At 68.5% G+C, this 25078-nt stretch carries 23 protein-coding genes, 2 tRNA genes and 2 pseudogenes; 8 read left to right on the top strand and 19 right to left on the bottom strand.

What is annotated here, in order from left to right:
• Positions 1–17 precede the first annotated feature (17 nt).
• Genes IPG68_03630 through IPG68_03615 form a run of 4 tightly spaced genes read right to left on the bottom strand, consistent with a single transcriptional unit; the run spans position 18 to position 3821 of the window.
• On the bottom strand, positions 18–1052 hold the full coding sequence (locus IPG68_03630) for an NAD-dependent epimerase/dehydratase family protein (protein MBK6762406.1): 1035 nt from the start codon (positions 1050–1052) through the stop codon (positions 18–20).
• Complete coding sequence (locus IPG68_03625; GenBank protein MBK6762405.1) at positions 1049–2059, bottom strand: NAD(P)-dependent oxidoreductase; 1011 nt, start codon at positions 2057–2059, stop codon at positions 1049–1051. Before IPG68_03625 ends, IPG68_03630 begins: the two co-directional genes overlap by 4 nt.
• A complete protein-coding gene (locus tag IPG68_03620; protein ID MBK6762404.1) occupies positions 2056–3486 on the bottom strand; it encodes a GMC family oxidoreductase in 1431 nt (476 codons plus the stop codon). Before IPG68_03620 ends, IPG68_03625 begins: the two co-directional genes overlap by 4 nt.
• Positions 3483–3821 (bottom strand): hypothetical protein, encoded by a 339-nt coding sequence (locus IPG68_03615; protein ID MBK6762403.1) that lies wholly within the window; start codon positions 3819–3821, stop codon positions 3483–3485. The genes IPG68_03620 and IPG68_03615 overlap by 4 nt, the downstream gene beginning before the upstream one ends.
• Before the next feature lie 245 nt (positions 3822–4066).
• Here IPG68_03615 and IPG68_03610 point away from each other — a divergent pair, with 245 nt between their 5' ends.
• The 7 genes and pseudogenes from IPG68_03610 (at position 4067) to pknB (ending at position 11141) form a co-directional block, all read left to right on the top strand.
• Positions 4067–4750 carry an FHA domain-containing protein gene (locus IPG68_03610; GenBank protein MBK6762402.1) on the top strand — a complete coding sequence of 228 codons (684 nt, stop codon included), beginning with the start codon at positions 4067–4069 and terminating at the stop codon, positions 4748–4750.
• On the top strand, positions 4747–5220 hold the full coding sequence (locus tag IPG68_03605; protein ID MBK6762401.1) for an FHA domain-containing protein: 474 nt from the start codon (positions 4747–4749) through the stop codon (positions 5218–5220). The genes IPG68_03610 and IPG68_03605 overlap by 4 nt, the downstream gene beginning before the upstream one ends.
• 4 nt (positions 5221–5224) lie before the next feature.
• Positions 5225–5596: a hypothetical protein gene (locus IPG68_03600; GenBank protein ID MBK6762400.1), complete on the top strand. Its 372-nt coding sequence runs from the start codon at positions 5225–5227 to the stop codon at positions 5594–5596.
• Positions 5580–6476, top strand: a complete 897-nt coding sequence (locus IPG68_03595; GenBank protein ID MBK6762399.1) for a serine/threonine-protein phosphatase — start codon at positions 5580–5582, stop codon at positions 6474–6476. Before IPG68_03600 ends, IPG68_03595 begins: the two co-directional genes overlap by 17 nt.
• An 88-nt stretch (positions 6477–6564) precedes the next feature.
• Positions 6565–7944 carry an FtsW/RodA/SpoVE family cell cycle protein gene (locus IPG68_03590; protein ID MBK6762398.1) on the top strand — a complete coding sequence of 460 codons (1380 nt, stop codon included), beginning with the start codon at positions 6565–6567 and terminating at the stop codon, positions 7942–7944.
• Positions 7941–9385 (top strand): annotated as a pseudogene (locus IPG68_03585) (penicillin-binding protein 2). Before IPG68_03590 ends, IPG68_03585 begins: the two are co-directional and overlap by 4 nt.
• Positions 9386–9401: 16 nt before the next feature.
• On the top strand, positions 9402–11141 hold the full coding sequence (pknB, locus tag IPG68_03580) for a Stk1 family PASTA domain-containing Ser/Thr kinase (protein ID MBK6762397.1): 1740 nt from the start codon (positions 9402–9404) through the stop codon (positions 11139–11141).
• A gap of 21 nt (positions 11142–11162) precedes the next feature.
• On the opposite strand, the gene IPG68_03575 is transcribed toward pknB, so the two are convergent.
• Both IPG68_03575 and IPG68_03570 read right to left on the bottom strand, forming a co-directional pair.
• Positions 11163–11777: an aminodeoxychorismate/anthranilate synthase component II gene (locus IPG68_03575; GenBank protein ID MBK6762396.1), complete on the bottom strand. Its 615-nt coding sequence runs from the start codon at positions 11775–11777 to the stop codon at positions 11163–11165.
• Positions 11774–12499 (bottom strand): DUF881 domain-containing protein, encoded by a 726-nt coding sequence (locus IPG68_03570; GenBank protein ID MBK6762395.1) that lies wholly within the window; start codon positions 12497–12499, stop codon positions 11774–11776. Before IPG68_03570 ends, IPG68_03575 begins: the two co-directional genes overlap by 4 nt.
• Before the next feature lie 33 nt (positions 12500–12532).
• Between IPG68_03570 and IPG68_03565 the strand changes: the two genes are divergently transcribed.
• Entirely contained in the window at positions 12533–12778 is a 246-nt protein-coding gene (locus IPG68_03565; GenBank protein MBK6762394.1) for a cell division protein CrgA, read from the top strand.
• Between the two features lie 163 nt (positions 12779–12941).
• On the opposite strand, the gene IPG68_03560 is transcribed toward IPG68_03565, so the two are convergent.
• The 13 genes and pseudogenes from IPG68_03560 to dnaN form a co-directional block, all read right to left on the bottom strand.
• Positions 12942–14090 carry a thiolase family protein gene (locus IPG68_03560; GenBank protein MBK6762393.1) on the bottom strand — a complete coding sequence of 383 codons (1149 nt, stop codon included), beginning with the start codon at positions 14088–14090 and terminating at the stop codon, positions 12942–12944.
• A 57-nt stretch (positions 14091–14147) separates the two neighbouring features.
• Positions 14148–14894, bottom strand: a complete 747-nt coding sequence (locus IPG68_03555) for a rhomboid family intramembrane serine protease (GenBank protein MBK6762392.1) — start codon at positions 14892–14894, stop codon at positions 14148–14150.
• Between the two features lie 95 nt (positions 14895–14989).
• Positions 14990–15502 carry a peptidylprolyl isomerase gene (locus IPG68_03550; GenBank protein ID MBK6762391.1) on the bottom strand — a complete coding sequence of 171 codons (513 nt, stop codon included), beginning with the start codon at positions 15500–15502 and terminating at the stop codon, positions 14990–14992.
• Positions 15503–15514: 12 nt separating this feature from the next.
• Entirely contained in the window at positions 15515–16165 is a 651-nt protein-coding gene (locus IPG68_03545; protein MBK6762390.1) for a DNA alkylation repair protein, read from the bottom strand.
• On the bottom strand, positions 16165–16545 hold the full coding sequence (locus tag IPG68_03540) for a hypothetical protein (GenBank protein MBK6762389.1): 381 nt from the start codon (positions 16543–16545) through the stop codon (positions 16165–16167). The genes IPG68_03545 and IPG68_03540 overlap by 1 nt, the downstream gene beginning before the upstream one ends.
• 1 nt (position 16546) lies before the next feature.
• Positions 16547–16619, bottom strand: a tRNA-Ala gene (locus IPG68_03535).
• Between the two features lie 137 nt (positions 16620–16756).
• Positions 16757–16831 (bottom strand) — tRNA-Ile (locus tag IPG68_03530).
• A 52-nt stretch (positions 16832–16883) separates the two neighbouring features.
• On the bottom strand, positions 16884–17270 hold the full coding sequence (locus IPG68_03525) for a DUF3566 domain-containing protein (GenBank protein MBK6762388.1): 387 nt from the start codon (positions 17268–17270) through the stop codon (positions 16884–16886).
• Entirely contained in the window at positions 17267–19816 is a 2550-nt protein-coding gene (gene gyrA, locus IPG68_03520; protein MBK6762387.1) for a DNA gyrase subunit A, read from the bottom strand. Before gyrA ends, IPG68_03525 begins: the two co-directional genes overlap by 4 nt.
• Before the next feature lie 9 nt (positions 19817–19825).
• Complete coding sequence (gene gyrB / locus IPG68_03515) at positions 19826–21775, bottom strand: DNA topoisomerase (ATP-hydrolyzing) subunit B (protein ID MBK6762386.1); 1950 nt, start codon at positions 21773–21775, stop codon at positions 19826–19828.
• A 247-nt stretch (positions 21776–22022) separates the two neighbouring features.
• The gene (locus IPG68_03510) at positions 22023–22517 is read right to left on the bottom strand and encodes a DUF721 domain-containing protein (GenBank protein MBK6762385.1); all 495 of its coding nucleotides are present in this window, start codon (positions 22515–22517) and stop codon (positions 22023–22025) included.
• Between the two features lie 2 nt (positions 22518–22519).
• Positions 22520–23649: pseudogene (gene recF, locus IPG68_03505) on the bottom strand (DNA replication/repair protein RecF).
• Positions 23646–24773, bottom strand: a complete 1128-nt coding sequence (gene dnaN, locus IPG68_03500) for a DNA polymerase III subunit beta (protein ID MBK6762384.1) — start codon at positions 24771–24773, stop codon at positions 23646–23648. The pseudogene recF and the gene dnaN overlap by 4 nt, the downstream one beginning before the upstream one ends.
• Between the last annotated feature and the right edge of the window lie 305 nt (positions 24774–25078).

Raw genomic sequence — 25078 nt, 5'->3', positions numbered from 1 at the left:
CTCGTCGCGGCCACGATTCACCCCGGCAACCGCCGCAGTCCCCACTTCCCCACAACGAGCACCCCCTGCTTCACCGCTGAGCGGTGGTGGCTGGGACCGGCCAGACCCGTGGCACGGTTGGCCACGAACCAGTCGTACGCCTCGCAGATCATGTCCGCGTTCGAGTACTGGGCCTGCCAGCCCAGGTCCCGCTCGGCGGCCGTGGTGTCGAACCACAATTCGCGGGCGTACATGAGCCAGTGGTAGTCGGCGAACGGTGCCAGTCCGGACTTCGAGACCAGTTTCATCGCCGGCGCCGCCACCCGGCTGGGCAGTGACCGTACTCGCGCGCCGGTGCCGGCGTGGTCGCACAGCGCCTGCAGGGTCTCGCGCATCGTGCCGAAATGCTGAGCCCCGATGTTGTAGGTCGCCGGCCCGGCCCGCTGCCCGGCCAGCAGGCACGCCCGCGCCAGGTCCGCTGCGTGCACGAACTGGTAGCGGTTGTCCCCACCATCGAAGACGAACACATCGACCCCGTCGGCCACCCAGTCGAACAGGATCGCGAAGATACCGAGCCGGCCGTGCCCGACGATGGTGCGTGGCCGGACGACCGTCACATCCAGACCGCGCGTGACCGCCGCCGCGCACAGCAGCTCGCCGTCGAGTTTGGCCCGGCCGTACGCCTCGAGCGGGTGCGGCGCGGTGTGCTCGGTCACGGGGTTGGACTGCGGAATCCCGAACACCGCCGACGACGACGTACACACCACCTTGGTCACACCGGCGCGCTCCGCAGCCCAGAGCATGGCCGCCGTGCCCTCCCGGTTGACCGAGTCGAACAACTCACGGTCCCGGGCCAGCGGGACCTGCGCCACGTTGTGGAACACGACGTCGGCCCCGGTGAAGACCTCGCGCACCCCGTGCCGGTCGCGGATGTCGCACACCGCCATCTCGACGCCCGGCAGGTCCACGGCGCTGACGTCGAGGTTGACGACGTCATGCCCGCCCTCGACCAGCATCTGGCACACCACATTGCCGAAGTAGCCCGAACCCCCGGTGACGACCGCGCGCATCAGAGGTCCTGCCCGTTGGCCAGCCCCCAGCGGATACTGCGACGCATACCGTCCACCAGGTCGGTGGCGGGTTCGTAGCCGAGGTCCCGGACGGCACCATCGACCCGGCACGCGATGGTCTTGTCCAGCTCACCGGCCACGTGGACCTCCTGCTGGTAGCGGCCGTAGCGCTGCAGCAGCGCGTCCACCCGGTAGGCCACGGGACCGGCGAATGCCGGCAACCGCACCACCCCCGGCTTGACCGGCAATCCCTCGAGACGGGCGGCCTCGCGCACCGCATCGAGGACCTCGGTCATGGCGTAGGGACGGGCGTCGGCGATCCAGTAGGGCCGGATGCCGGCGGTGCCCACCCGCAGCGCCTGCCAGGCGGCGCCCGCCAAACGGTCGACATCCACCATGGAGCGGCGGTTGCCCCCGCCCCCGATGAGCGGGAAGCGCCCTGACCGCACGGTCTTCAGGAACCTCGCCTGCCGCGCGGGCTGGAAGCGGCCGTAGAACCAGGGCGGCCGCAGAATCACGGCGGGGACTCCGGCCGCCCCCAGCGCCTCGGCGACCTCGACTTCGGCGAGCATCTTGGAGCGGCCGTAACCCAGGTAGGGGTGGTATGGCTCGTTGTCCCGGAAGGCCTCGTCCGGACCGGGGTTGGTGCCGATGGCGGAGTTGCTGGAGATATGCACGAATCGGCGCACGCCGGCGTTCAGGGCGGCGGCCACGACGGTGCGGGTGCCCACGGTGTTCACCCGCTCAAAATCCGCCACGCGCAGCGGATGGATGACCCCGGCGGCGTGCACGACCTCGCAGCCGTCCGCGCCGTCGAACAGGTCGGCCATGTCCCGCCGCTGCATCACATCGCCCACGTAGACCCGCGCCGCCGGCAGGGCCTCGGCCACCTCCGGGATCTCGCGGGGCGAATGCACCAGGACCCGCACGTCCCGCACCTGCTTCTTCCCCAGCACCTCCAGGAAGGCGCGACCGAACCACCCAGCTGCCCCGGTGACGACCAGCGTCATGAGAACTCCCTGGGAGCCGGCCGCACACCCCGTTGGGTGAGGAAGTGCTCGGCGTTGCGGATGGCCAGGGCCATGACCGTGCCCTGCGGGTTGATCCCGGGTGCCCCGTTGACGATGGATGCGTCGTTGACCACCAGGCCGGCGACCTCGTGACTGGCCCCGAAACTGTCGACCGCGCAGATCTCCCGGTCCTCTCCCATCGGCACCGAGGAGCACACGTGAACGGTCATCAGGTCAGCGGCCCGCCGGCTCATGCGGGCGACCTCCACCGGGATCTGGTCCGCGCGGGTGATCGGCTCGCCACCGTGCACGCTGGCGACCACCTGGTCGCTGCCGGCCGCGAGCAGCACCATCAGCAGCCGACCCATCGCCGACTGCAGCCTGGCGATGTCATCGGTGGGCACGCGGAAGGTGACCAGCGGGTCGCGCAGCCGGGGCAGCACCCGCACCCGGCCGCGGCCACTGCTGCGGATGGCGGCGTAGTAGATGCCGGCACCCGCGCCGTACGTGGGGATCTCGCGCACCCCGACCGCGGTCGGCAGCAGCGACAGCGCCAACAGTGGTCCATCCGTGGCCGAGCCGCCGATGGTCATGTCCGGTGCGAACTCCCGCACCTGGGTCACCGGCACATCGTGGGGGTCGTTGCCGATCTTCTCGCTGAAGGCGACCGCCTTCACCGTCGGATGCATGGACAGGGTGCGGCCGACATTGGCCGCGACCCCACTGCGCAGCAGTAGCGCCGCGGACTGCACCGCCCCGCCGCAGACGAACACGGTGTCGAAGCCGATGCGTACCTGCCCACCGTCGGCACCCTCCACCACGGCGGCGGTCGCCCGGCCGTCACGCACTTCGATCCGCTGCACCCTGGCCCCGCTGCGCACCCGCGCCCCGTGCTGGCGTGCATACCGCAGGTAGGTCAACGACATCGACTGCCGCTGGCCAGTGTCGTGGCGGAACCACCGTGGCACCTCGACGCTGTACCAGCCGAGTGCTTCCGCCCCGGCGGCCAGGAAGGCCGAGGCCGGGGGCAGCGGTCCCGGGAACGTGCTCACGCACAGGTTTCGTTCGATGGCCGCGCTGATCGGATCCACCACCTCGCTGGTGAGACCCTCGATGCCCCAGCCGCGCGTCCAGCCGGCCAGCAGGGCGGCACTGGGCCGGTGGTACAACCCTGAGTTGATCTCCGTGGACCCGCCGACACACCGGCCTTCGGCGTACGTGATCGGCGGTAGTCCCAGCGCCATCAACTGCCCGCGGTTGCGGTACTGGTGGCGCATCTGCGCCTGGCTGAACTGCGGCAGCGCACCCGGCGCGACCTCCGGGCCCTCCTCCAGCACCAGCGTCTCGACGCCTGCCGCGGCCAGGGTGGCGGCCGTCGACGCACCCCCGGCCCCCGATCCCACGACCAGGGCCTCGACGTGCTTCACGCCCGCGACTCCACCGGGACCTCGGGCGCGAACCGCTGGACCGGCAACGTCACCTCTGCCATGGCGAAGTAGCTGACGGCCGTCAGGGACTCGACGATCCGGGCGAACTCCGAGACCGCCGGCAGCCGCGAAGCCTTGCGCAGCACGGGTGCCGGCAGCCACCCCAGCGCCACGTCGGCCGCCCCTGCTCCCATGCGCAGGACATCCGGCAGGTCGTCCAGCCGTGCGCGCACCTCGTCACAGGTCGCGCGCTGGACCGTTGGCGAGGCCTGCGCTGCGACCAGCCAGTCACGACTGAACACCGCTGAGGCCCGCCTGCGTCGTCGCCCACCCACACGCCAACCCTAGCCGTCGGTCCCGGTCGGCTCCCCACCTTGACCACAAGTGGGCGCCAAGGGCCGGCTCAGGCCCCGGAACGCCCACTTGTGGCGGTCCGTACGCCCGGTTCGTCCTGGTTTGCGGTGAAAGCCCGCACCACAACTGGGCGCAACCACCCCGCGCGCGCCCACTTGTGGCGGCGTGCCGCCCGAAGGAACCGTCCGGCCTCACCCACCGACTACCCTGAATGCGGAGGTACACCGTGGGATTGTTGGATCGTTTCGAGCAGCGCGTCGACCGGGCGGTCAACGGCGCCTTCGCGAAGGCGTTCAAGTCCGAGTTGCAGCCCGTGGAGATCGCAGCCGCCCTGCAGAACGAGATGGACGCCCGGGCGGCCGTGGTGTCGCGTGCCCGCACGGTGGTCCCCAACGTGTACACCGTCCTGGTCAGCCAGGAGGACTACGACCGGCTCAGCGTCTACGACGAGGCGCTGGTCGGGGAGTTCGCCATCATGATCCGGGACTACGCCCAGCAGCAGCAGTACTCCTTCCTCGGCAGCGTCAGTGTGGCGATGCAGCCGGCCGACGACCGGCCGCAGGGCACGGTCGAGATCGTCAGCGAGGCCCGGGTCGACCACGACGTGGCACCGGCCGCCGGGCCGCCGGCCGGTGCGGCCCCACGCCTGGAGGGCAAACGTGGGACCTTCCAGCTCACCCGTGCCATCACCCGCATCGGCCGGGGCGCCGACGCCGACATCCGCATCGACGATCCCGGGGTCTCCCGCCACCACGCCGAGATCCGCATCGGCAACGATGTCATCCTTCGGGATCTCGACTCGACCAACGGCACCTACATCAACGGCATGCTCGTGGCCGAACAACCTCTGCGTGACGGTGCGGTCATCACGATCGGCTCGACGAACCTGACCTTCCGGAGCGCGGTATGAGCGAACTGGTCCTGACCCTGCTGCGATGGGGGATCCTCATCGCGCTGTGGCTGTTCGTCATGTTCGCGCTCGGGGCCCTGCGCCGCGACCTCGAAGCCCCGCCCGAGGGTGCCGCCGCCCTGCCCCCGCGCCCACAGGCCCAACCCCGGCCCAAGCGCGCCCCGCGGGCGGCGCGACGGCGGGCCAGCAACCTCGTGGTGACCAGCGGTCATCTGTCCGGCACGGTGATCCCCCTGGGCTCGACCCCGATCACGATCGGTCGGGCACCGGACTCCACACTGGTCGTCGACGACGAGTACGCCTCGGCCCGCCACGCACGGCTGTTCCCGCACGAAGGCCAGTGGGTCGCTGAGGATCTAGGGTCGACGAACGGCACCTGGGTGGGCAAGACCCGGTTGACCGCCCCCACCGTATTGCAGGTCGGGCAGTCCCTGCGGGTGGGGCAGACCGTTCTCGAGCTGCGGAAGTAGCACCATGCCACTGGTCTTCCGCTACGCGGCGCGCAGCGACATCGGGCTCGTGCGGCAGGGCAACGAGGACTCCGGCTACGCCTCGGACAACCTGCTCATCGTCGCCGACGGCATGGGCGGCCACGTGGCCGGCGAGATGGCCAGTGCCACGGTCACCGCGATCCTGGCGGGCCTGCCGATCGCCGACAGCGAGGACGTCCTGACCCAGCTCGCCGACGCGGTGGACGAGGCCCAGCTCGAGATGCGCCACATCATCGCCGAGCAGCCCGACTTCCGCGGCATGGGCACCACAGTCACCGTCGTGTGCTGGCAGGGGGGACCGGGCCTCCATCGCCCACGTCGGGGACTCCCGGGCCTACATGCTGCGCGCCGGTGAGTTGCTGCGGCTGACCAAGGACCACACCTACGTGCAGACCCTCGTCGACGCCGGTCAGATCAGCGCGGAGGAGGCCGCCACCCACCGCCGGCGCAACCTGCTGATCCGCGCGATCGACGGGGTCAACACCGTGGAACCGGACCTGAGCATCCGCGAGGTACACGCCGGCGACCGGATCATGTTGTGCACGGACGGCCTGTCCGGGGTGCTGCCTGACGACCGGATCCGCGAACTGCTCAGTCGCAGCGACCCGCCGGGGGCGGTGACGGCGCTGGTCGACGCGGCCATCGAGCGCGGCGCCCCGGACAACGTGACGTGCGTCGTCGCCGACGTCGCGCAGGTGGACGACCCGCCCCTCGGCGGCCGGCCGGTCGTCGTGGGAGCCGCCGCCGAGCCGCGCACCCGATCGCAGTTGCCCGGGGTGGACTTCCCGCAGGACAGCCAGCCGACCGACACCCCGGAGCCGGAGCCGGAGTGGGAGCCCATTGACGTGCCGCCCCGGCGCCGGCGCGCCCGCTGGCTCGCCGCAATGGCCGCCGCCGCCGTAGCCCTCGTACTCATCGGCGGCACCTGGATCTGGATCGCGCGGCAGTACTACGTGGGCAGCAGCGATGGATACGTGACGGTGTACCGAGGCATCCCGCAGAGCCTCGGCTCGATGCCCCTGTCGAGCGTCGTGGAGACCTCCACGATTCCCAGCGTGCAACTGCCGGTCTACGCCCAGGAACTGGTCAACGCCACCATCGCCGCGGACAGCCGGGTCGACGCCGAGCGCATCGTCGCCATCCTGGACGAACAGGCCGCCACGTGCCGCACCAAACCGAAGACCGAGGGCTGCCCCGGCGCGACCCCGAGCCCCACGCCGACGGTGAGCCCATGACCGGCCAGCCAGCGTCGCGCTGGTGCGGGTGTCTCTGCACGAGTGCTGCGCCGATTCCGAGCCACCAAAACGCCGGCGGGAGCAGGTCATGAAGCGTTCCCCGCGCCGGGCCGAACTCGGCCTCCTGATCCTCGCCTGGGTGATCGGCAGTGTGTGTTACGCGACCGTCGATCTGGCCACGCTCGACACCCTCCCGGCCAACTACCTCGCTCTGCTGATCGGCAGTGCCGCCGTACTGCTCGCCGCCCATGTCGTGGTGCGCCGGCTGGCACCGCACGCCGACCCCGTCCTGCTGCCGGTGGCAGCCATGATCAACCTCATCGGGCTGGTGATGATCCACCGTCTGGACATCGCCGAACAACTGCGGGCGCAGGCCAACGAGACGCGGGCGCCCAACCCCGACGCCCTGGCACAGGCGACGTGGGTGCTGGTGGCGCTGGCCCTGTTCACCCTCGTGCTGTTCCTGGTCACCGACCACCGCAAGCTCCAGCGCTACACGTACACGTCACTGGTGGCCGGTGTCGTGCTGCTCCTGCTGCCGCTGGTGCCACTGCTGGGGACCAGCATCAATGGCGCCCGGCTGTGGATCCGCCTCGGACCGTTGTCGTTCCAGCCCTCGGAACTGGCCAAGATCGCGCTGACGATCTTCTTCGCGGGATACCTGGTCCGCAAGCGCGAGGCCCTCGCCACGGTCCGCCGCAAGGTGCTAGGCCTGGGAATCCCGCGGGCGCGCGACTTCGGCCCGCTGCTGGTGGCGTGGCTGGTGGCCTTGGGCGTGCTGGCCTTCGAACGCGACCTGGGCACCGCGCTGATGTTCTTCGGCGTCTTCGTGATCCTGCTCTACGTCTCCACGCAGCGCCGCAGCTGGCTGATCATCGGCGCGGCCATGTTCGCCCTCGCGGCCCTGCTGGGCTACCTCGCCTTCGGGCACGTACAACTGCGCGTGAAGATCTGGCTCGACCCCTGGGCCTACGCAAATGACGAGGGTTACCAGCTGGTGCAAGCGCTGTTCGGCCTGGCCAGCGGCGGCTTGTTCGGCACCGGCCTCGGCGAGGGCTACCCGCAGTTCATCCCCTTCGCGAAGACCGACTTCATCTCCGCGGCGCTCGGGGAGGAACTCGGCCTGGCCGGGATGATGGCCCTGATCATGCTGTTCGCCATCCTCGTGGAGCGCGGGCTGCGGACCGGGCTGGCGTGCCGGGACCCCTTCGGCACGTTGCTGGCAGTCGGTCTGTCCAGCGTCTTCGCCCTGCAGGTGGTCGTCACCATCGGCGGTGTCACCCGGCTCATCCCGCTCACCGGCCTGACCACCCCGTTCCTGTCCTACGGCGGGTCGGCACTGGTGTGCAACTGGATGATGGTCGCGCTCCTGCTGCGGATCAGTGACCGCAACCGTCGCCCGGCGATGATCGCGCAGAGCGCCGATGAGGCGATGACGCAGATGATCCGGGTGGGGATAGACCGATGATCCGTGCCATCCGCCGGCTGGGCTGGGTCTTCGGGATCCTCGCCCTGCTGCTGGTCGCCAACTTGACGCTGCAGCAGTTCATCCTCGCTCCGGGCATCAATGCCGAGCCCGGCAACCAGCGCACGGTCCTGGCCGAGTACGAGCGCGAGCGCGGGCCGATCCTCGTGGGCACCAAGCCGGTGGCACGCTCGGTGGCCACACCCAAGCAGACCTACAAGTTCCTGCGGACCTATTCCGACGGTGTGCTGTACGCCCCCGCCACTGGCTTCTACTCCTCGCTGTACGGCGCCACCGGCCTGGAGCGCACGGAGAACGAGATCCTGTCCGGCAACGACTCCCGGCTCTTCGTCGACCGCATCGAGCAGCTCATCGCCGGTCGGGTGCCCGAGGGCGGCGCGGTGCAGACGACCCTGCTGGCCGCGGCGCAGAAGGCCGCGGCGGCGGGGCTGGGGAACACGGTCGGTTCGGTCACGGCGATCGACCCTAAGACCGGTGCCATACTGGCTCTGGTCCAGTCCCCGAGTTTCGACCCCAATGGTCTGTCCACACACGACGCGGCCGCCGCCCAGGACTACTACGAGCAACTCGAGACCGACCCCAACCAGCCTCTGCTCAACCGGCCGCTGGTCCAGACCATTCCACCCGGATCGACGTTCAAGCTCGTCACCGCCGCGGCGGCCCTCGAGGCCGGCTTCGAGCCGAACTCGGATGTGCCGGGTCCGGCGCTGTATCCGTTGCCGGGGTCCACAAGGTCCCTGCCGAACTGGTTCCGCGGTCCGTGCGGGCCCAATGACCGGACCACGCTCACGAACGCCCTGGCCGTCTCCTGCAACACTGCTTTCGCGTCGCTGGGCAACGAACTCGGTGCCGACGCACTGCGTTCGCAGGCCGAGAAATTCGGCTTCGATCAATCCTTCGACGTCCCCATGACCGCCGCGACCTCCCGCTTCCCGGAGGACCCTGACGATGCACAGACCGCGATGAGCGCGATCGGGCAGTTCGACGTGCGGTCCACGAGCCTGCAGATGGCCATGGTCACGGCGTCGATCGCCAACGGCGGCATGACGATGCACCCGTACTTGGTGAACCAGGTGCTGGCTCCGGACCTCACGGTCCTGTCCCAGACCCAGCCGCGGCAGTACGAACGTGCGATGACCCAGCAGAACGCTGCCGAGCTCATGGGGATGATGGTCACGGTGGTGAACTCCGGCACCGGGTCGAACGCCCGTATCCCCGGCGTCAATGTCGGCGGCAAGACGGGGACCGCGGAGACGGGCGCCGGCCGGCCGAACATCGCGTGGTTCGTCGCTGCGGCGCCGGCCGATGACCCCCAGGTTGCGGTTGCCGTGGCTGTGGAGAACACGGGGCAGGCGGAGGTCAGCGGCAACCAGGTGGCGCGCCGATCGCCCGCGCGGTGATCGAGGCGGTGCTGCAACGATGAACCCCGGGAGGTTCCTGTGACCACAGCACGACGGCTCGGAGATCGCTACGAACTCGGCGAGACGCTCGGCCGTGGCGGCATGGCCGAGGTGTTCGAGGGCCAGGACCTGCGGCTCAACCGACGGGTGGCGGTCAAGGTGCTGCGCCCGGATCTTGCCCGCGACCCCGCTTTCCAGAGCCGGTTCCGGCGCGAGGCGCAGTCGGCTGCCAGCCTCAACGACCCCAACATCGTGGCCGTGTACGACACCGGGGAGGACATGCTCGATGGTGCCGGCCAGCACGCGATGGTGCCTTACATCGTCATGGAGTACGTGGACGGGCACACCCTGCGCGAGTTGATGAGCAGCGGGCGCCGGCTGCTGCCTGAGCGTTCCCTGGAGATCATGTCCTCGGTGCTCAGCGCCCTGGACTACTCCCACGCCCATGGCATCATCCACCGCGACATCAAGCCGGCCAACGTGATGCTCACCCCGTCGGGCGACGTGAAGGTGATGGACTTCGGTATTGCGCGGGCAGTGGCCGACGCGCAGGCCACCATGACCCAGGGCAATGCCGTGATGGGCACCGCCCAGTACCTGTCGCCGGAACAGGCCCGCGGCGAAGTCGTGGATGCCCGCTCCGACCTGTACTCCGCCGGCTGTCTGCTCTACGAACTGCTCACGGGCCGACCCCCCTTCCAGGGTGAGAGCGCAGTGTCGGTGGCGTACCAGCACGTCAGCGAAACGCCGGTGCCGCCCAGCCAGATCGACGCGGCGGTGCCCCCCGCACTGGACGGCCTCGTGCTGAAGTCCCTGGCCAAGAACCCCGGCGATCGCTACCAGACGGCCAACGACTTCAAGGCCGACGTCGAACGCGCGCTGGCCGGCCTGCCGGTCACCGGCACGATCCCCACGCTGCGCGCCACCGTCCCGGCCTCCGCTAGCACCACCGCCAGTCTGCAACCGGTCGGCATGGTGGATCCGGGGAGTTCCGGTGCCCCTAAGCGCAGTCCCTGGGCCTGGGTGGGGGTCACGGTCCTCGTCCTCGCGGTCGCAGCGGCCGCCTTGTTCCTCGGCCGCACGCTGTTCGACACCGGAACCGGCCAGCGGGTCACTGTGCCCGACGTGGTGGGTATGAGCATCGATGAGGCGCAGCGCGCCCTCGAGGCACAGGGCTTGCGCTTGGGGGCGCAGACACCGCAGACCTCCGACCAGCCGGAGGACACCGTACTGGCGCAGGACCCGCAGGCTGACACGCAGTTGGCCACCGGGGAGGCCGTGACCGTGACGGTGTCCGCCGGCAAGCAGCAGACGCAGGTGCCACCACTGGAGGGCCTGACCAGCCTGGATGCCGTCCGGACCGCCCTGCGTGACGCCAAACTCGACCTCGGCAACGTCAAGCAGGTGGAGTCCAGCGAGCCCGAGGGCCTGGTGCTGAACCAGGACCCGGAGGCCTTCACCACCGTGGACGTGGGCACGAATGTCGACATCGAGGTGTCCACCGGGGTCGTCGAGGTGCCCGGCGTCGTCGGCTTCACCCAGTCGGCTGCGACCTCCGCGCTGTCCAAGGCCGGACTCGATGCGCGGGTGGTGACAGCGTCCTCCGACCAGCCCGTGGGGATCGTCACCAGTCAGGACCCCCCGGGGGGCGCACAGGTGAAGAAGGGCACAACGGTGACGGTCACCGTGTCCAGTGGCCCGGCGCCGACCCAGCCGCCCGTCACCCCGACGCCGACGGAGACGCAGACCCCGACACCGTCGGGCGAGGCGTCGCCGTAGGCGGGAGGAACCTGCCCCGGCTCAGCCCACCACCGGCGACAGGCCCCGGCTCCGGCGCACCGCATCCGGGTCGCCGCACACCGCCAGCCAGTTGGCCAGCATCCGGTGACCGCCTTCGGTGAGCACCGACTCGGGGTGGAACTGCACCCCTTCCACCGCGAGCTCCCGGTGCCGGATACCCATGATGACCCCGCTGTCGGTACGCGCACTGACCTCCAACGCGGCGGGCACGGTGTCCGGCTCCACGGCCAGCGAGTGGTACCGGGTCGCGGTCATGGGGTTGGGCAGCCCGTCGAAGACCCCGCGACCGTCGTGGTGCACCAGTGAGGTCTTCCCGTGCAGCAGTTCCGGCGCCCTGCTGACGGTCGCCCCGTACACCTCCGCGATGGCCTGGTGCCCCAGGCACACCCCGAAGATCGGGATACGACCTGCGTATCGCCGCACCACGTCCATGCACACTCCGGCGGTGTCCGGGGTTCCCGGGCCGGGGGACAGCAGCACCCCGGTGTACGAGGCGACCTCGTCCAGCTCGAGCGCATCGTTGCGGAACACATCGCATTCGACCTCAAGCTGCCCGAGGTACTGCACGAGGTTGTAGACGAAGCTGTCGTAGTTGTCGATGACCAGGACCGTCATGACTGCTCCTTGCGGTCCGGGATCGGAGTGGCATGATCGATGTGCATCGGGCCGTCGAACGCTGCGATGGTGACCGAGGGCTGCCGGACCTGCTCGTATCCGAGCCCGAAGAAATCCACGGCGGCCCGGTAACCGCGCAGGTAGTCGTCGCGTTCGAGCTCACGCTCGATGGCCGCCTGATCACCCACCCCGGTCACGACGAACGGGGGGGAGTACACCCGGCCCTGCAGGATCAAGGTGTTGCCCACACAGCGCACCGCACTGGTGTTGATGAGCCGCTGGTCCATCACCTGGATGCCAAGAGCACCACCACGCCACATGGCGTTGATCACCGCTTGCAGATCCTGCTGATGGACGACCAGGTCGTCGGGGTTGGCCTCCTCGTTGCCCTCCTGCGGGGCATCGGTGAGAGTGACGGTGACCGCGGGTCCGCTCAGCGGCAGCAGCCCGACCGGAGCCGACAACGTGTCGATGGTCCCCTGGGCGCGGGCCGCTGCGGTCCCCTCCTGCTGCTTGCTCAGGCCGGCCACCCGCGATTGCAGGTCGGTGACCTGCTTCTGTCGCCGGTCCACGACCGCGGCCCGCTGCGCGACCACGTCCTTGAGCGCCGCACTGTCACTGCGCAGATTCGTGCCGGCTGCGGTGTGCGCGCTCGCGGCGAAGCCGAACCCAGCGATGCCGAAGACGATCGCGGCCAGCACGGCCCACCAACGCACACTCACGCCCCCAGACTACGGCGGGGTAAAGTGACCTTCGTGCCCGAATCCCGCTCACGCCGCAAGGACAAGTCCCCCAGCGACAAGCGCACGCCCGTGAAGATCGGCAGCCCCCGGTGGGTGGCCCCGGTCATGGTGACCCTGTTCGTGCTCGGACTCATCTGGGTCTGCGCCTGGTACATCGCCCCCGACGCGCCCATCTTGGGTGACCTCGGGTTCTGGAACCTGGTCGGCGGCTTCACCCTTATCGCGTTCGGATTCGTCGTGTCCACCAAGTGGAAGTAATCACACAGGTGTAGTTCTCCCCAACTGGGGACAACCCTGTGGATAACTCCCGAGGACCCGCAGGCGGGAGACATCCGGATACCCGGGAGCGAAAAAGACCGTCGGGATCACTAACCGACATCCGTATCTCTAACCGATGTGCAGGCCGGGCACCAGCTCAGCCTCAGACGAGTTCGACGATGGTGGCGTTGGCCATGCCGCCGCCCTCGCACATCGTCTGCAGTCCGTAGCGGATGCCGTTGCGGCGCATCTGGTGGATCAACGTCGTCATCAACCGGGCCCCGGAGGCTCCGAGCGGGTGGCCCAGCGCGATCGCCCCGCCGTTCGGGTTGGTGATCTTGGGGTCTGCCCCGGTCTCAACGAACCAGGCGCCGACCACCGACGCGAACGCCTCGTTGATCTCGACAGCGCCGATCTCATCGAGGCCCAGCCCCGACCGCTCCAGGGCCTTGGCGGTGGCGGGGATCGGGCCGGTGAGCATGATCACCGGGTCCACGCCGGCCATCACTCCGGTGTGGAAGCGCACCAGCGGGGTCAGGCCCAACTCGGCGGCTTTCTCACTGGTGGTCACCAGCAGCGCCGCCGATCCGTCGGAGATCTGCGAGGCGTTGCCCGCGGTCACCACGCCGTCGTCCTTGAAGGGGGTGGGCAGGGAGGCGAGTTTCTCCACCGACGACCCCGGCCGGATGCCCTGGTCGGCGCTCACGCCTTTGACCGGCACGATCTCCTCGGCGAACAGTCCGTCGTTGGTGGCGCGGGTGGCACGCTCGTGGGACTCCACCGCCATCTCGTCGAGGTACTGCCGGGACAGATCCCACTTCTCGGCGATCATCTCCGCAGAGACGCCCTGGTTGACCAGGCGCCCCTCGTAGCGCTCGATCATCATGGGCCCGAACGGGCCATCGCCACCCTTGCCGTTGGAGAACATCGGGATCCGGGACATGGACTCGACTCCGCCGGCGACCACCATGTCGTACTGCCCGGCGATCACACCGGCGGCCGCGAAGTGCAGCGCCTGCTGGGACGAGCCGCACTGCCGGTCCAAGGTCGTCCCGGGCACCGTCTCCGGGAATCCTGCGGCCAGGGCGGCATTGCGCCCGATGTTGAACCCCTGCTCGCCCACCTGCGAGACGCAGCCCCAGATCACGTCGTCGATCAGGGCGGGGTCGATGCCGGCCCGCTGGACCAGACCCTGCAGGGCCAGTGCGGACAGGTCCACGGCGTGGATGCCCGACAGCGCGCCCTTCTCAGGTTTGCCCACCCCGACGGGGGTACGCACGGCGGCCACGATCACTGCGTCTCGAGAAGTCATGGACCTCATGTTACTGGCCGGTAACTTACCCTGTCCAGGAAGGTCCCGCGCCGGTGATCAGCCGACCGGCAACAGTTGCACGATCTCATTGGCGCGCCACAGCACGATCGCGACCAATGTGGCGACGATCGCCGCGCACCCGATGACCTGCCACAGGGTCTGACTGCGGCCCGGCGGTGCCTTCGAGATCACCAGGGCGACCGCGGCGCCGGTGATCAGGCCGCCGAGGTGAGCCCGCCAGTCCACGCCCGGCGCGATGAACCCGATCACCACGTTGATGCCGATCAGCACCAGCACCTGCGTGATGTCCGTGCGCAGGTGCCGGCCGGCGACCACCAGCGCTCCCATCAGCCCGAATATGGCGCCCGAGGCACCGACCGACACCGTGTTGATGCTCGAGAACGTGAACGAGGCGACTGCGCCGCCGAGACCGGCGATGAGGAACAGCGCAAGGAACCGCACGTGTCCCAGCAGCCGCTCCAGCGGTGGGCCCAGCACGTACAGCACATACATGTTGAACGCCAGATGCAGCCAGCTGCCGTGCAGGAACACCGACGTGATCAGCCGGTACCACTCGTTGTTGACGGCCACGCCCGCCGGCCACATCCCCCAGTCCGCGGCCACCGCGTTCACGCCGACCAGGAACTGCACCACGAAGATCGCGACGCAGATGCCGATGAGGGTGACCGTGACCGTGCTGGACGAAGTGAGTCTGCCCCCGAAAACGGTCCGCGGCTCCCGCACCGCGGCCTGACCGGCCGCCACGCACTCCGGGCACTGGAAGCCGACCGGAGCCGGGTTCATGCACTCCGGGCAGATCGGCCGGTCACAGCGGGTGCAGCGGATCCAGGTGGGGCGGTCCGGGTGGCGGTAGCAGACCGGCGCCGGCTGCTCGGTGCTCACGCGATGATGTCGACCGACTCGATCACGACGTCATCGATCGGCTTGTCCATACGGCCGGTGGGGGTGGTGGCGATCGCATCAACGACGTCGCGGCCGGCCTGATCGGCGACCTCACCGAAGATGGTGTGCTTGAAGTTCAGGTGCGGGGTCTTGCCGACGGTGATGAAGAACTGGGAGCCGTTGGTGTTCGGCCCGGCGTTGGCCATGGCGAGCAGGTAGGGGCGGTCGAACTGCAGCTCGGGGTGGAACTCGTCGGCGAAACGGTAGCCGGGACCGCCGGTGCCGGTACCCAGTGGACAGCCGCCCTGGATCATGAAGCCGCTGATGACGCGGTGGAAGATGACGCCGTTGTAGAGGCCACCAGTGCCCGGCTGACCCGTCTTGGGGTCGGTCCACTCGCGGGTCCCATCGGCCAGGCCGACGAAGTTGGCCACGGTCTTGGGGGCCTGGTTGTCGAACAAGTTGATCGTGATGTCGCCACGGTTGGTGTGCAGAACGGCTTGGGTCATAGCCGAATCCTGTCACAGGTGCTTGGTGGCCTCGCGGACGGACAGCGGCGCCAGTTCGTGGCCGGCCACGAACTCGCGCACCCACTCGGGATCTGCGTAGGCGTAGTCCCGCAACGCCCATCCGATCGCCTTCGTGATCCAGAAGCGGCGATCCGCGGTGTTGGGCTCGATGACGTCGGCGAGCAGCTGGCAGTCGGTGCCGCGGCCCCGGGAACCCACCTGACAGATGATGGCTGCCCGCCGGATCCACATGTCGGCGGCGACCGCCCACACGCGCACCTCAACGTCATGGCGCAGGGGGCCGAGCAGTTTGGTCGCCGCCTCGTCGACCAGGTCCCACCAGGCACCCGTGGTGATGAGATGGCGCAGCAGCGGCTCGTCGCCGGCGGTGAGTCCACCCGCCCGCAGCACCGCCAGCGCGGCATATCGCTCCTCCCGGTAACTGGCGTCATCCCAGAGCGTTCTGGCCACGACCAGCCACTGCTCCCGCTCCAGGTCGGCCGCTTTGGTCAACCGCATGACCGCCGGCGTGAGGCTGGTCTTGCCCACACCGAGGTAGGGCATCTGCGACTTCATGTACTGCTGCATGCCCGGCGCCCGGGTGGGATCCGCCGAGGCCCGCAGCCAGGCCCGGATCTCGGCGACCAGGTCGGGCGTGCCCATCAGTCGGCAGCGCGCATCCGGGACCAGGCCACCAGCGCCAGCGTCAGCCCCAGGACGAACACCAGCGGCTGCAGGAAGAAGAGTGGGATGAAGAACAACTGCACGACGATCCACAGCATGAGCCCGCAGCCGAAGACCACCGTGAGTTGGTCGGCCCGACGGTTGCCCGCTACGTACATGCCCAGTAGGCCGAAGGCGGGCACCCCGATGAGCGCCATGAGCAGCAGCCCAGGGATGACCCAGGAGTCCCACGGCAGGGGGGCGAGCCAGTCGATGGGGAAGTCGAAGGCGTCGCGGATCAGTTGGATGCCGCCATAGAACGCCTGGACACCCAGGACGGCGAGGATCACCTCGAGCAACCAGCGACGCTTTCGGCTCACGTGGAGACGAGGGGACTTGAACCCCTAACCCCCGCCTTGCAAAGGCGGTGCTCTGCCAGTTGAGCTACGTCCCCGCAGGCAGGCTCAGCGCAGGTCGAGGTCGCGAGTGGCCTCGTTCCACAACTCCTGCTCGGCCTGGTTGGCGGAGTACTGGCGGTATACGGCGTAGCCGACGGCCGCGAGGGCCCCCAGCAGAATCAGTTTCTTCACGTGCGCCTACCTGGACTTGAACCAGGGACCTCTTCGTTATCAGCGAAGCGCTCTAACCGAGCTGAGCTATAGGCGCGTTGGTCGTTCACCAGGGTACCCGATGGGTCCCGGGACCGGGTGGGGCAGGCTCAGTCCTCCGCGAGCTTGACCGACACCCCGCCGGTGACCGAGGCCGACGCGTTGTAGAGCATCGCGATGACCGCGAACAGCAGGGTGGTGACCACCACTTCGATGACGGCGAAGACCAAGCTGATGGTCAGAACGCCGAAGAACGTGAAGACCAGCGGCCCGTCACTTCCGGTCAGTTCGGAGAACGTCGAGTTGAACGATTCGAAGACACCCGCGGACGACGCGAACAGGTACAGCAGCACCGCCGCAATCACGTACATGATCCCCAGGCCGATCGAGAAGACGAAGCCCGTCTTCATCGCGCTCCAGGGATCGATCCGCCTCAGGCGCAGGGTCGCCACGCGCGTGCCTGCGGCCGGTGCGGCCGGCACGGTCGAAGTTGTCACGCCTGTTCCTCCTCGTCGCGGGTCTGCGCCGAGTCTCCATCATCCCCTGCCGCAGCCGGTGCCTCGGGGTCGGGGTCGGGGTCTGTGTGCTCCTCCTCAGGCTCCTCAGCCGCCGACCGTGCCACCGCCACGACGGCCACCCCATCCGGAAGGCCCATGAGGTTGACACCCATGGTCTGCCGGCCGGTCTGCCGGATGTCGGCCACCGGGGTTCGAATGACCACCCCGTTACTGGCGATGGCGAAGATCGAGTCGTCGGACTCGCACACGAGTGCGGCCACCAGTGACCCTCGCTCCTCGACGATCTTCATCGCCACCACACCGATACCGCCGCGTCCCTTGGTGTTCCAGTCATCCAGCGGCGTGCGTTTGGCGAAGCCCTCATCGGTCACGGTGACCAGATCGCAGTCCGGGCGCACGACATCCATCGCCAGGAGTTGGTCGCTACCGCGGAACTTCATGCCGATCACTCCGGAGGTGGCCCGCCCCATCGGGCGCAACTCGTCGGCGCTGAACCGCACGGACATGCCCTTGTCGGACACCATGATCAGCTGCCCGCCCTTGTCGACCAGCCGCGCCGAAACCAACTCGTCGCCGTCCCGCAGGTTGATGGCGATCAGACCGCCGGTGCGGTTGGTGTCGTACTCGGTGAGTTTGGTCTTCTTGACCAGTCCGTGTTTCGTGGCCAGCACCAGGTAGGAGGCCTGCTCGTAGTCCTTGACCGTGAGTACCCCGGCGATCTGTTCGTCGGGCTGGAAGGCCAGCAGGTTCGCCACATGCCGGCCCTTGGCGTCCCGGGCGGTATCGGGCAACATGTACGCCTTCGTCCGGTAGACCCGGCCGAGGTTGGTGAAGAACAGGATCCAGTCGTGGGTCGTCGTGACGAAGAAGTGCTCGACGACGTCGTCCCGCTGCAACGTCGCACCCCGCACCCCGCGGCCACCACGGCGCTGCGAGCGGTACAAGGTCGCGTCGGTGCGCTTGGCGTAGCCGCCCTCGGTAATGCTCACCACCACCTCCCGCACCGGGATCAGATCTTCCTCGCTGCCGAGGTCGTCGGCGGGCATGAACTGTGAGCGCCGCACGTCGCCGTGCACCCGCACGATCTCCGCGAGTTCGTCGCGCACGATCGTCCGCTGCCGGCCCGGACTGCCCAGGATGTCCTGGTAGTCGGCGATCAGCCGCTCGAGCTCTGTGTGCTCGTCGATGATCTTCTGCCGCTCCAGGGCCGCCAGTCGCCGCAACTGCATGTCCAGGATGGCCGTGGCCTGGACCTCGTCGATGTCGAGCAACTCCATCAGCCCGATGCGCGCGTCCTCGACCGTGGCCGAACGGCGGATCAAGGCGATGACCTCGTCGAGGGCGTCGAGGGCCTTGAGGTAGCCGCGCAGAATGTGGGCGCGCTCCTCCGCCTTGCGCAGCCGGTAGGCGGTGCGACGCTGGATGACCTCGATCTGGTGGTTGATCCAGTGCGTCACGAACGCGTCCAGGCTCAGCGTGCGCGGCACCCCGTCGACCAGCGCCAGCATGTTCGCGCCGAACGTCTCCTGCAACTGCGTGTGCCGGTAGAGCTGCGACAACACGACCCGCGGCTGCGCATCGCGCTTGAGCACGACCACCAGACGCTGACCGGTGCGGCTGGAGGAGTCGTCACGCAGGTCCGCGATCCCGGTCACCCGGCCAGCGTCGGCCAGTTCCGCGATCTTCGCGGTGAGCGTGTCCGGGTTCACCTGGTACGGCAGTTCGGTGATGACCAGACACGTGCGGCCCCGGTCGTCCTCTTCGATGTCGACGACGCCGCGCATGATGATCGACCCGCGGCCGGTCCGGTGGGCGGCCTCGATACCGGCCCGCCCGACGATGTAGGCGCCGGTGGGGAAGTCCGGGCCCTTCACACGCTCGATGAGCGCCTCGAGCAGTTCCTCCCGGGTGGCATCCGGGTGCTCGAGCGCCCACGCGACCCCGTCGGCCACCTCGGTGAGGTTGTGCGGCGGGATGTTCGTGGCCATGCCCACCGCGATCCCCGACGAACCATTGACCAGCAGGTTCGGGAACCGGCTCGGCAGAATCACCGGCTCCTGCGCACGGCCGTCGAAGTTGGGCTTGAAATCGACGGTCTCCTCGTCGATGTCACGCACCATCTCCATCGCCAACTGGGCCAACCGCGCCTCGGTGTACCGGTACGCGGCGGCCGGGTCGTTACCCGGCGAGCCGAAGTTGCCCTGCCCGTCGACCAGTGGGTAGCGCAAGGCCCACGGCTGCACCATCCGCACCAGGGCGTCGTACACCGCGCTGTCGCCGTGCGGGTGGTAGCTGCCCAGCACATCGCCGACCACCGCCGCGCACTTGAAGAACCCGCGGTCCGGCCGGTAGCCGCCGTCGAACATGGCGTACAGGATCCGCCGGTGCACCGGCTTCAGCCCGTCGCGCACATCCGGCAGCGCCCGGCCGACGATGACGCTCATCGCGTAGTCCAGGTAGGACTTCTGCATCTCGGCCTGGAGTTCGACCGGCTCGATCCGGTCGGTGTCTGGGGTCTGAGTCACTGGATTCCCTTAGATGTCGAGAAAGCGGACGTCTTTGGCATTGCGCTGGATGAACTTGCGCCGGCTCTCCACGTCCTCGCCCATGAGCATGCTGAACACCTCGTCGGCCTGGGCGGCGTCCTCGAGAGTGACCTGCAGCAGGACGCGGCGGTCGGGGTCCATCGTGGTCTCCCACAACTCGTTGGCGTTCATCTCGCCGAGACCCTTGAACCGCTGGATGAAACCCTCCTTGGGGTTCTTCTTCCCCGCCTCGTGGCCGGCTTCGACCAGCGCGTCACGCTCCCGGTCGCTGTAGGCATATTCGTGGGCGTCCTTGCCGCTCCACTTGAGCAGGTACAGCGGCGGTTGGGCGAGGTAGACGTGCCCCTCGATGATCAGGGGGCGCATAAACCGGAACAGCAGGGTCAGCAGCAGCGTGCGGATGTGCTGGCCGTCGACGTCGGCGTCAGCCATGAGGACCAACTTGTGGTACCGGAGCTTGTTGAGGTCGAACTCGTCCTGCACGCCGGTACCCAGCGCGGAGATCATCGCCTGCACCTCGGTGTTGGCCAGCACCCGGTCCAGCCGGGCCTTCTCGACGTTGAGGATCTTGCCCCGGATCGGCAGGATCGCCTGGGTGGCGGGATTGCGGCCGCTGCGCGCCGAGCCGCCGGCGGAGTCGCCCTCCACGATGAAAATCTCGCATTCCTCCGGGCTCGTCGATGAGCAGTCGATGAGTTTGCCGGGCAGCCCGCCGCCGCCGAGCAGGCCCTTGCGGTTGCGGGCGAGGTCGCGGGCTTTCCGCGCAGCCACTCGTGCGACGGACGCGGCCGTGGCCTTACGTGCGATCTCCTTGCCTTCCGCCGGGTTCTTCTCGAACCACTCCCCCAGCTGGTCGTTGACAAGCTTCTGCACGAACGTCTTCGCCTCGGTGTTGCCAAGCTTCGTCTTGGTCTGCCCCTCGAACTGCGGCTCACGCATCTTCACGCTGACGATCGCGGTGAGCCCCTCGCGGATGTCTTCGCCGGTGAGGTTGGTGTCCTTCTCCTTCAGCACGCCCCATTCCCGGGCGAAGCGGTTCATGAGTGCGGTCAGCGCCGCCCGGTAGCCCTCTTCGTGGGTGCCGCCCTCAGTCGTGTTGATGGTGTTGGCGAACGTGTAGATCGACTCGGTGAACCCGGTGTTCCACTGCATCGCGACCTCGGCGCTGATCCCCTTGACGAGGTCCTCGGCCTCGAACTCGATCACTGAGGGGTTGCTCGGGCCCTTGGTGGCATTGAGGTGGCGCACGAAGTCACCGATACCGCCCGCGTAGCGGTAGGAGACGCTGGTCTCCTCGTCGTCATCCTCGTCACGCGGGCGCTCGTCGACGAGGTTGATCGTCAGGTCCCGGTTGAGGAAGGCCATCTCCTGGAACCGCCGCGACAGGGTGTCGAAGTCGTAGTCCGTCGTCTCGAAGATGTCCGTGTCGGCCCAGAACGTCACCGTGGTCCCGGTGTCGTCCACCTGTCCACCGCGGGCCAGCGGTGCCTGTGGCACGCCGTGCGCGTACGACTGGGTCCACTCGTAGCCGTCGCGGTGGATCAAGACGTCGACCCCGGTGGACAGTGCGTTGACCACCGAGACCCCTACCCCGTGCAGGCCGCCGGACACCGAATACCCGCCGCCGCCGAACTTGCCACCGGCGTGCAGCACCGTGAGCACGACCTCCACCGCCGGCTTCTTCTCGATCGGGTGCTCGTCGACGGGGATACCGCGGCCGTTGTCCACGACCCGCACGCCACCTCCGGGGAGCAGCGTGATGTCGATCGTGTCGCAGTACCCTGCCAGTGCCTCGTCCACGGCGTTGTCGACGACCTCGTAGACCAAGTGGTGCAGACCGCGTTCGCCGGTGGAGCCGATGTACATGCCGGGTCGTTTGCGCACCGCCTCCAAGCCCTCAAGAACTTGGATATCGCTGGCGTCATACGACACTCGCAGCCCCTTCCGCTCCTCTTATCGCGCGAAGACGGCCAGAACGGGCCAGAACACGCTTGTTGATACTTCAGTCTACCGTGTCCTTGTGACACTGTTCGTCATTGCACAGGCAGAAAGGCACTTCTGAGGCGAGAACCCCCGGGGCAGGCATCCCCCCACGCAGCAGCGGGCGTTTCGGCAATGACGGGAGACAACCCCGTTGGATCACTCCCCGTACCTCTCCCACCTGGCCGTCGCTTCGGCGAAGCCCTCAGCCGTAGGTATCGCGCGGCCCTCGGCCCTTGACCCGCAGCCGCCCGCGCGGGCGCGGACCCACGTCCGGGCCGAGCACGTTGATGTCCGACACGATCCCGCCCGGGATCTCGCCCTGGAGCCGCTTGCGCAACTGGCTGGACAGCATCCGCACCTGCGTGGCCCACGCCGTGCTGTCCGCCCGCAGGGTGAGCAGGCCGGTTGTGCGGTCGAACGCCTCCGGCTTCACGTGTTCGGCCAGTGTCGGGCCGACCAGCGACGCCCACTCCCCCCAGATCCGGCCGATCGCTGTGGCCGCCTGCCAGCCGCGGTCGCCGACCAGTCCGGCGATCGCGTCGGCCACCGTCGACGGGTCGCGGTCATCCGGTCGCGCGGAAGTGTACGTGGGTTCCCGACGGGTCTTCGCCGAGGCGGCCGCCGGCAGTGCCCGCGCGGCCTGGCGGGCGCGGGCAAGCACCCGGTTCGCCAGATCGCTGACTGCCTCGTCGGTCACCGTCACTCCCGCCTCACTGATCCAGTGTCTACAGAGAATCTAACCCCGGTCAGCGATTCCGGGACGTCACCCGACACGGCCGCCGTGATGAGGACCTGGCCGTCGGCGTCGGCTGCGATCTGCGCGAGCCGGTCGCGGCGCTGCTGATCGAGTTCGGCGAACACGTCATCGAGGATGAGTACCGGGTCGACGGATCCGTCGTCGCGCAGCATGTCGTAACTGGCCAGCCGCAGGGCCAGCGCCAGGGACCACGACTCCCCGTGGGAGGCGTACCCGCGCGCCGGCAGGTCGTTGAGCCGAAGTTCCACGTCATCACGATGGGGGCCAAGCACCGTGACCCCCTGGCCAGTTCCTCCGCCCGCACCTCGTCCAACGCGGTGCGCAGGGCTGTGCCGACGTGTTCGGCATCAGCGCTGACAGCGGGGATCCGCGACGCGACATACGACATCGAGACGTCGTTGCGTGCCTGCGCCACCTGCGCGTAGGCCTGTATCGTCGGCCCGGTGATGCCCTCAAGCAGCGCGATCCTGCCTGCAACGAGGTCCGCACCGAAGCTCACCAACCGGTCGTTCCAGACCTCGAGAGTGCTCTGCAAAGTCTCACGTTCCATGGCTGAGCCGGCCTTCGACGCCGATCGCAGCAGCGAATTGCGCTGCTTGATCGTCTTGTCGTAGTCGGCGATCACCGCGACGTAGCGCGGGCTCACCTGCACGAGTAACTGATCGAGGAACCGCCGGCGCGCCGCCGGGTCCCCTTTCACCAGGCCGAGGTCCTCCGGGGCGAACATGACCGCCTTGACGATCCCCACCGCATCGCGGGCACGCCGCACCGGGGCGCGGTTGACCTGCAGACGATTTGCCCGGCCGGGGTTGATCTGGACGTCGAGCCCGACGGTCCGTTCGCCCTGGACGACCAGACTCCGGATGACGGCCCTTTCAGAACCGGCCCTGACCAATGCGGTGTCCGTGGCGACGCGGTGGCTGCTGAACGTCGCCAGATAGGCCACAGCCTCCACGATGTTGGTCTTGCCATGGCCGTTGGGCCCCACCAGGACGTTGTTCCCCGGCTCGAACTCGACCTCTAGGTGCTCGTAGTTGCGGAAGTCGGTGAGTTCGAGTCGCTCGATCCTCACCGGTTGAGGCGCACCGGCATCAGCAGATACCGGAAGACCTCGCTGCCACCGTCGGGGTCGATCCCGGTGAGCACGGCCGCCTTGTCCGACGACTGCAGGCTCAGGCGGGCATGCGCATCGGTCAGTCCGGCCAGACCGTCGGCGAGGAACCGCGGGTTGAACGCCACGTCGAGCCCCTCCCCCTGCAGCACGCACCCGATGGTCTCGGTGGCGGTGGCCTCGTCGCCGGTCCCGCCCTTGAGCACCACCTCGTCACTGGAGAACGTCAGGCGCACCGGGGAGTCTTGATGCAACACCAGGCTCACGCGCTTGAGCGCCTCCTTCAGAGCCGCCACCTCGATCTCCGGCTGGCTCACGAACTGGGTGGGCAGCAGGGACCGGAACTTCGGGAAGTTCGCCGAATCCATCAGGCGCAGACCGGTCTGCCGGGTGCCCGCGGTCAGCGAGAGCGACGTCTCGGACTCCCCGAGATGCACGCTCACCGATCCCGCACCCGCGAAAGCTTTCGTCGCGTCGAGGAACTCGCGGCCAGGGATCGTGACCGCGATCGGCTGGTCGATGACCATCGGCTCCCAGGGCAGTTCCCTTACCGCGAGGCGGTACCGGTCGGTGGCGGCCAGCGTCACGTGGCCCTGGGGTTCGATCTCCATGCGGATGCCGGAGTAGGCATGGTTGCGTTCATCCGGTGAGGCCGAGGCGACGCCGACCTGCGCGACTGCGGCCGCGAACATCCCGGCATCCACGGAACCGACCGCGGGCGGCAGCGTCGGCAGGGGCGGGTACTCCTCCCCGGGCAGAGTAGGCAGCAAGAAGGAAGCAGCGCCGCACGTCACCTCCACCCGGCCCGAACTCTGCAGGGCGAAACTGACCGGTTGGGCCGGCAGTGAGCGTGCGATCTCGACGAGCAGTCGACCACTGATCAACGCCGTGCCGGGCTCTCCCACCACTGCGTCTGCGGTGTTGTGCGACCACGTGTCCTGCGTCGTCGTGGTGAATGACACACCGTCGGCGCCAGCCTCGACCAGCACGCCGGCCAGAGCCGGGAACGGGACGCGCGAGGGAAGGGTGCGCGACACCCAGGTGACGACGTCGGCCAGGACGTCTCTCTCGATCCGAAACTTCACGCTTCCTCCTTGAGAGGCATCGTGTCATGAGGATCCCGATTGCCGGAACGGAATCGCTGGAGTCGGACCGGTTTTGTCATCCACACCCTGGGGCTGCCTTCCCCGGTGTTCCTGGACCTTTCTATAACTAATTGACGTAGACGTCGTAGGGGTTGTTGATTCTGTGGATAACGACCCGAACCCCCTGGTCGCCCGCGGGTAATTACACCGCACACGGGGTGTGGATGAGTCGACCAGGGGCCGTGGATGGCTGTGGACGGCCGCATTGCTTCCACCGCGGTCCCGTGCGGTGGGCCGACTTGTCC

The sequence above is a fragment of the Micrococcales bacterium genome (assembly GCA_016703125.1).
GTDB lineage: Bacteria > Actinomycetota > Actinomycetes > S36-B12 > UBA10799 > JADKAV01.
The sequence above is the reverse complement of the archived record's forward strand: the minus strand, read 5'-3'. Positions and strand labels throughout refer to the sequence as shown.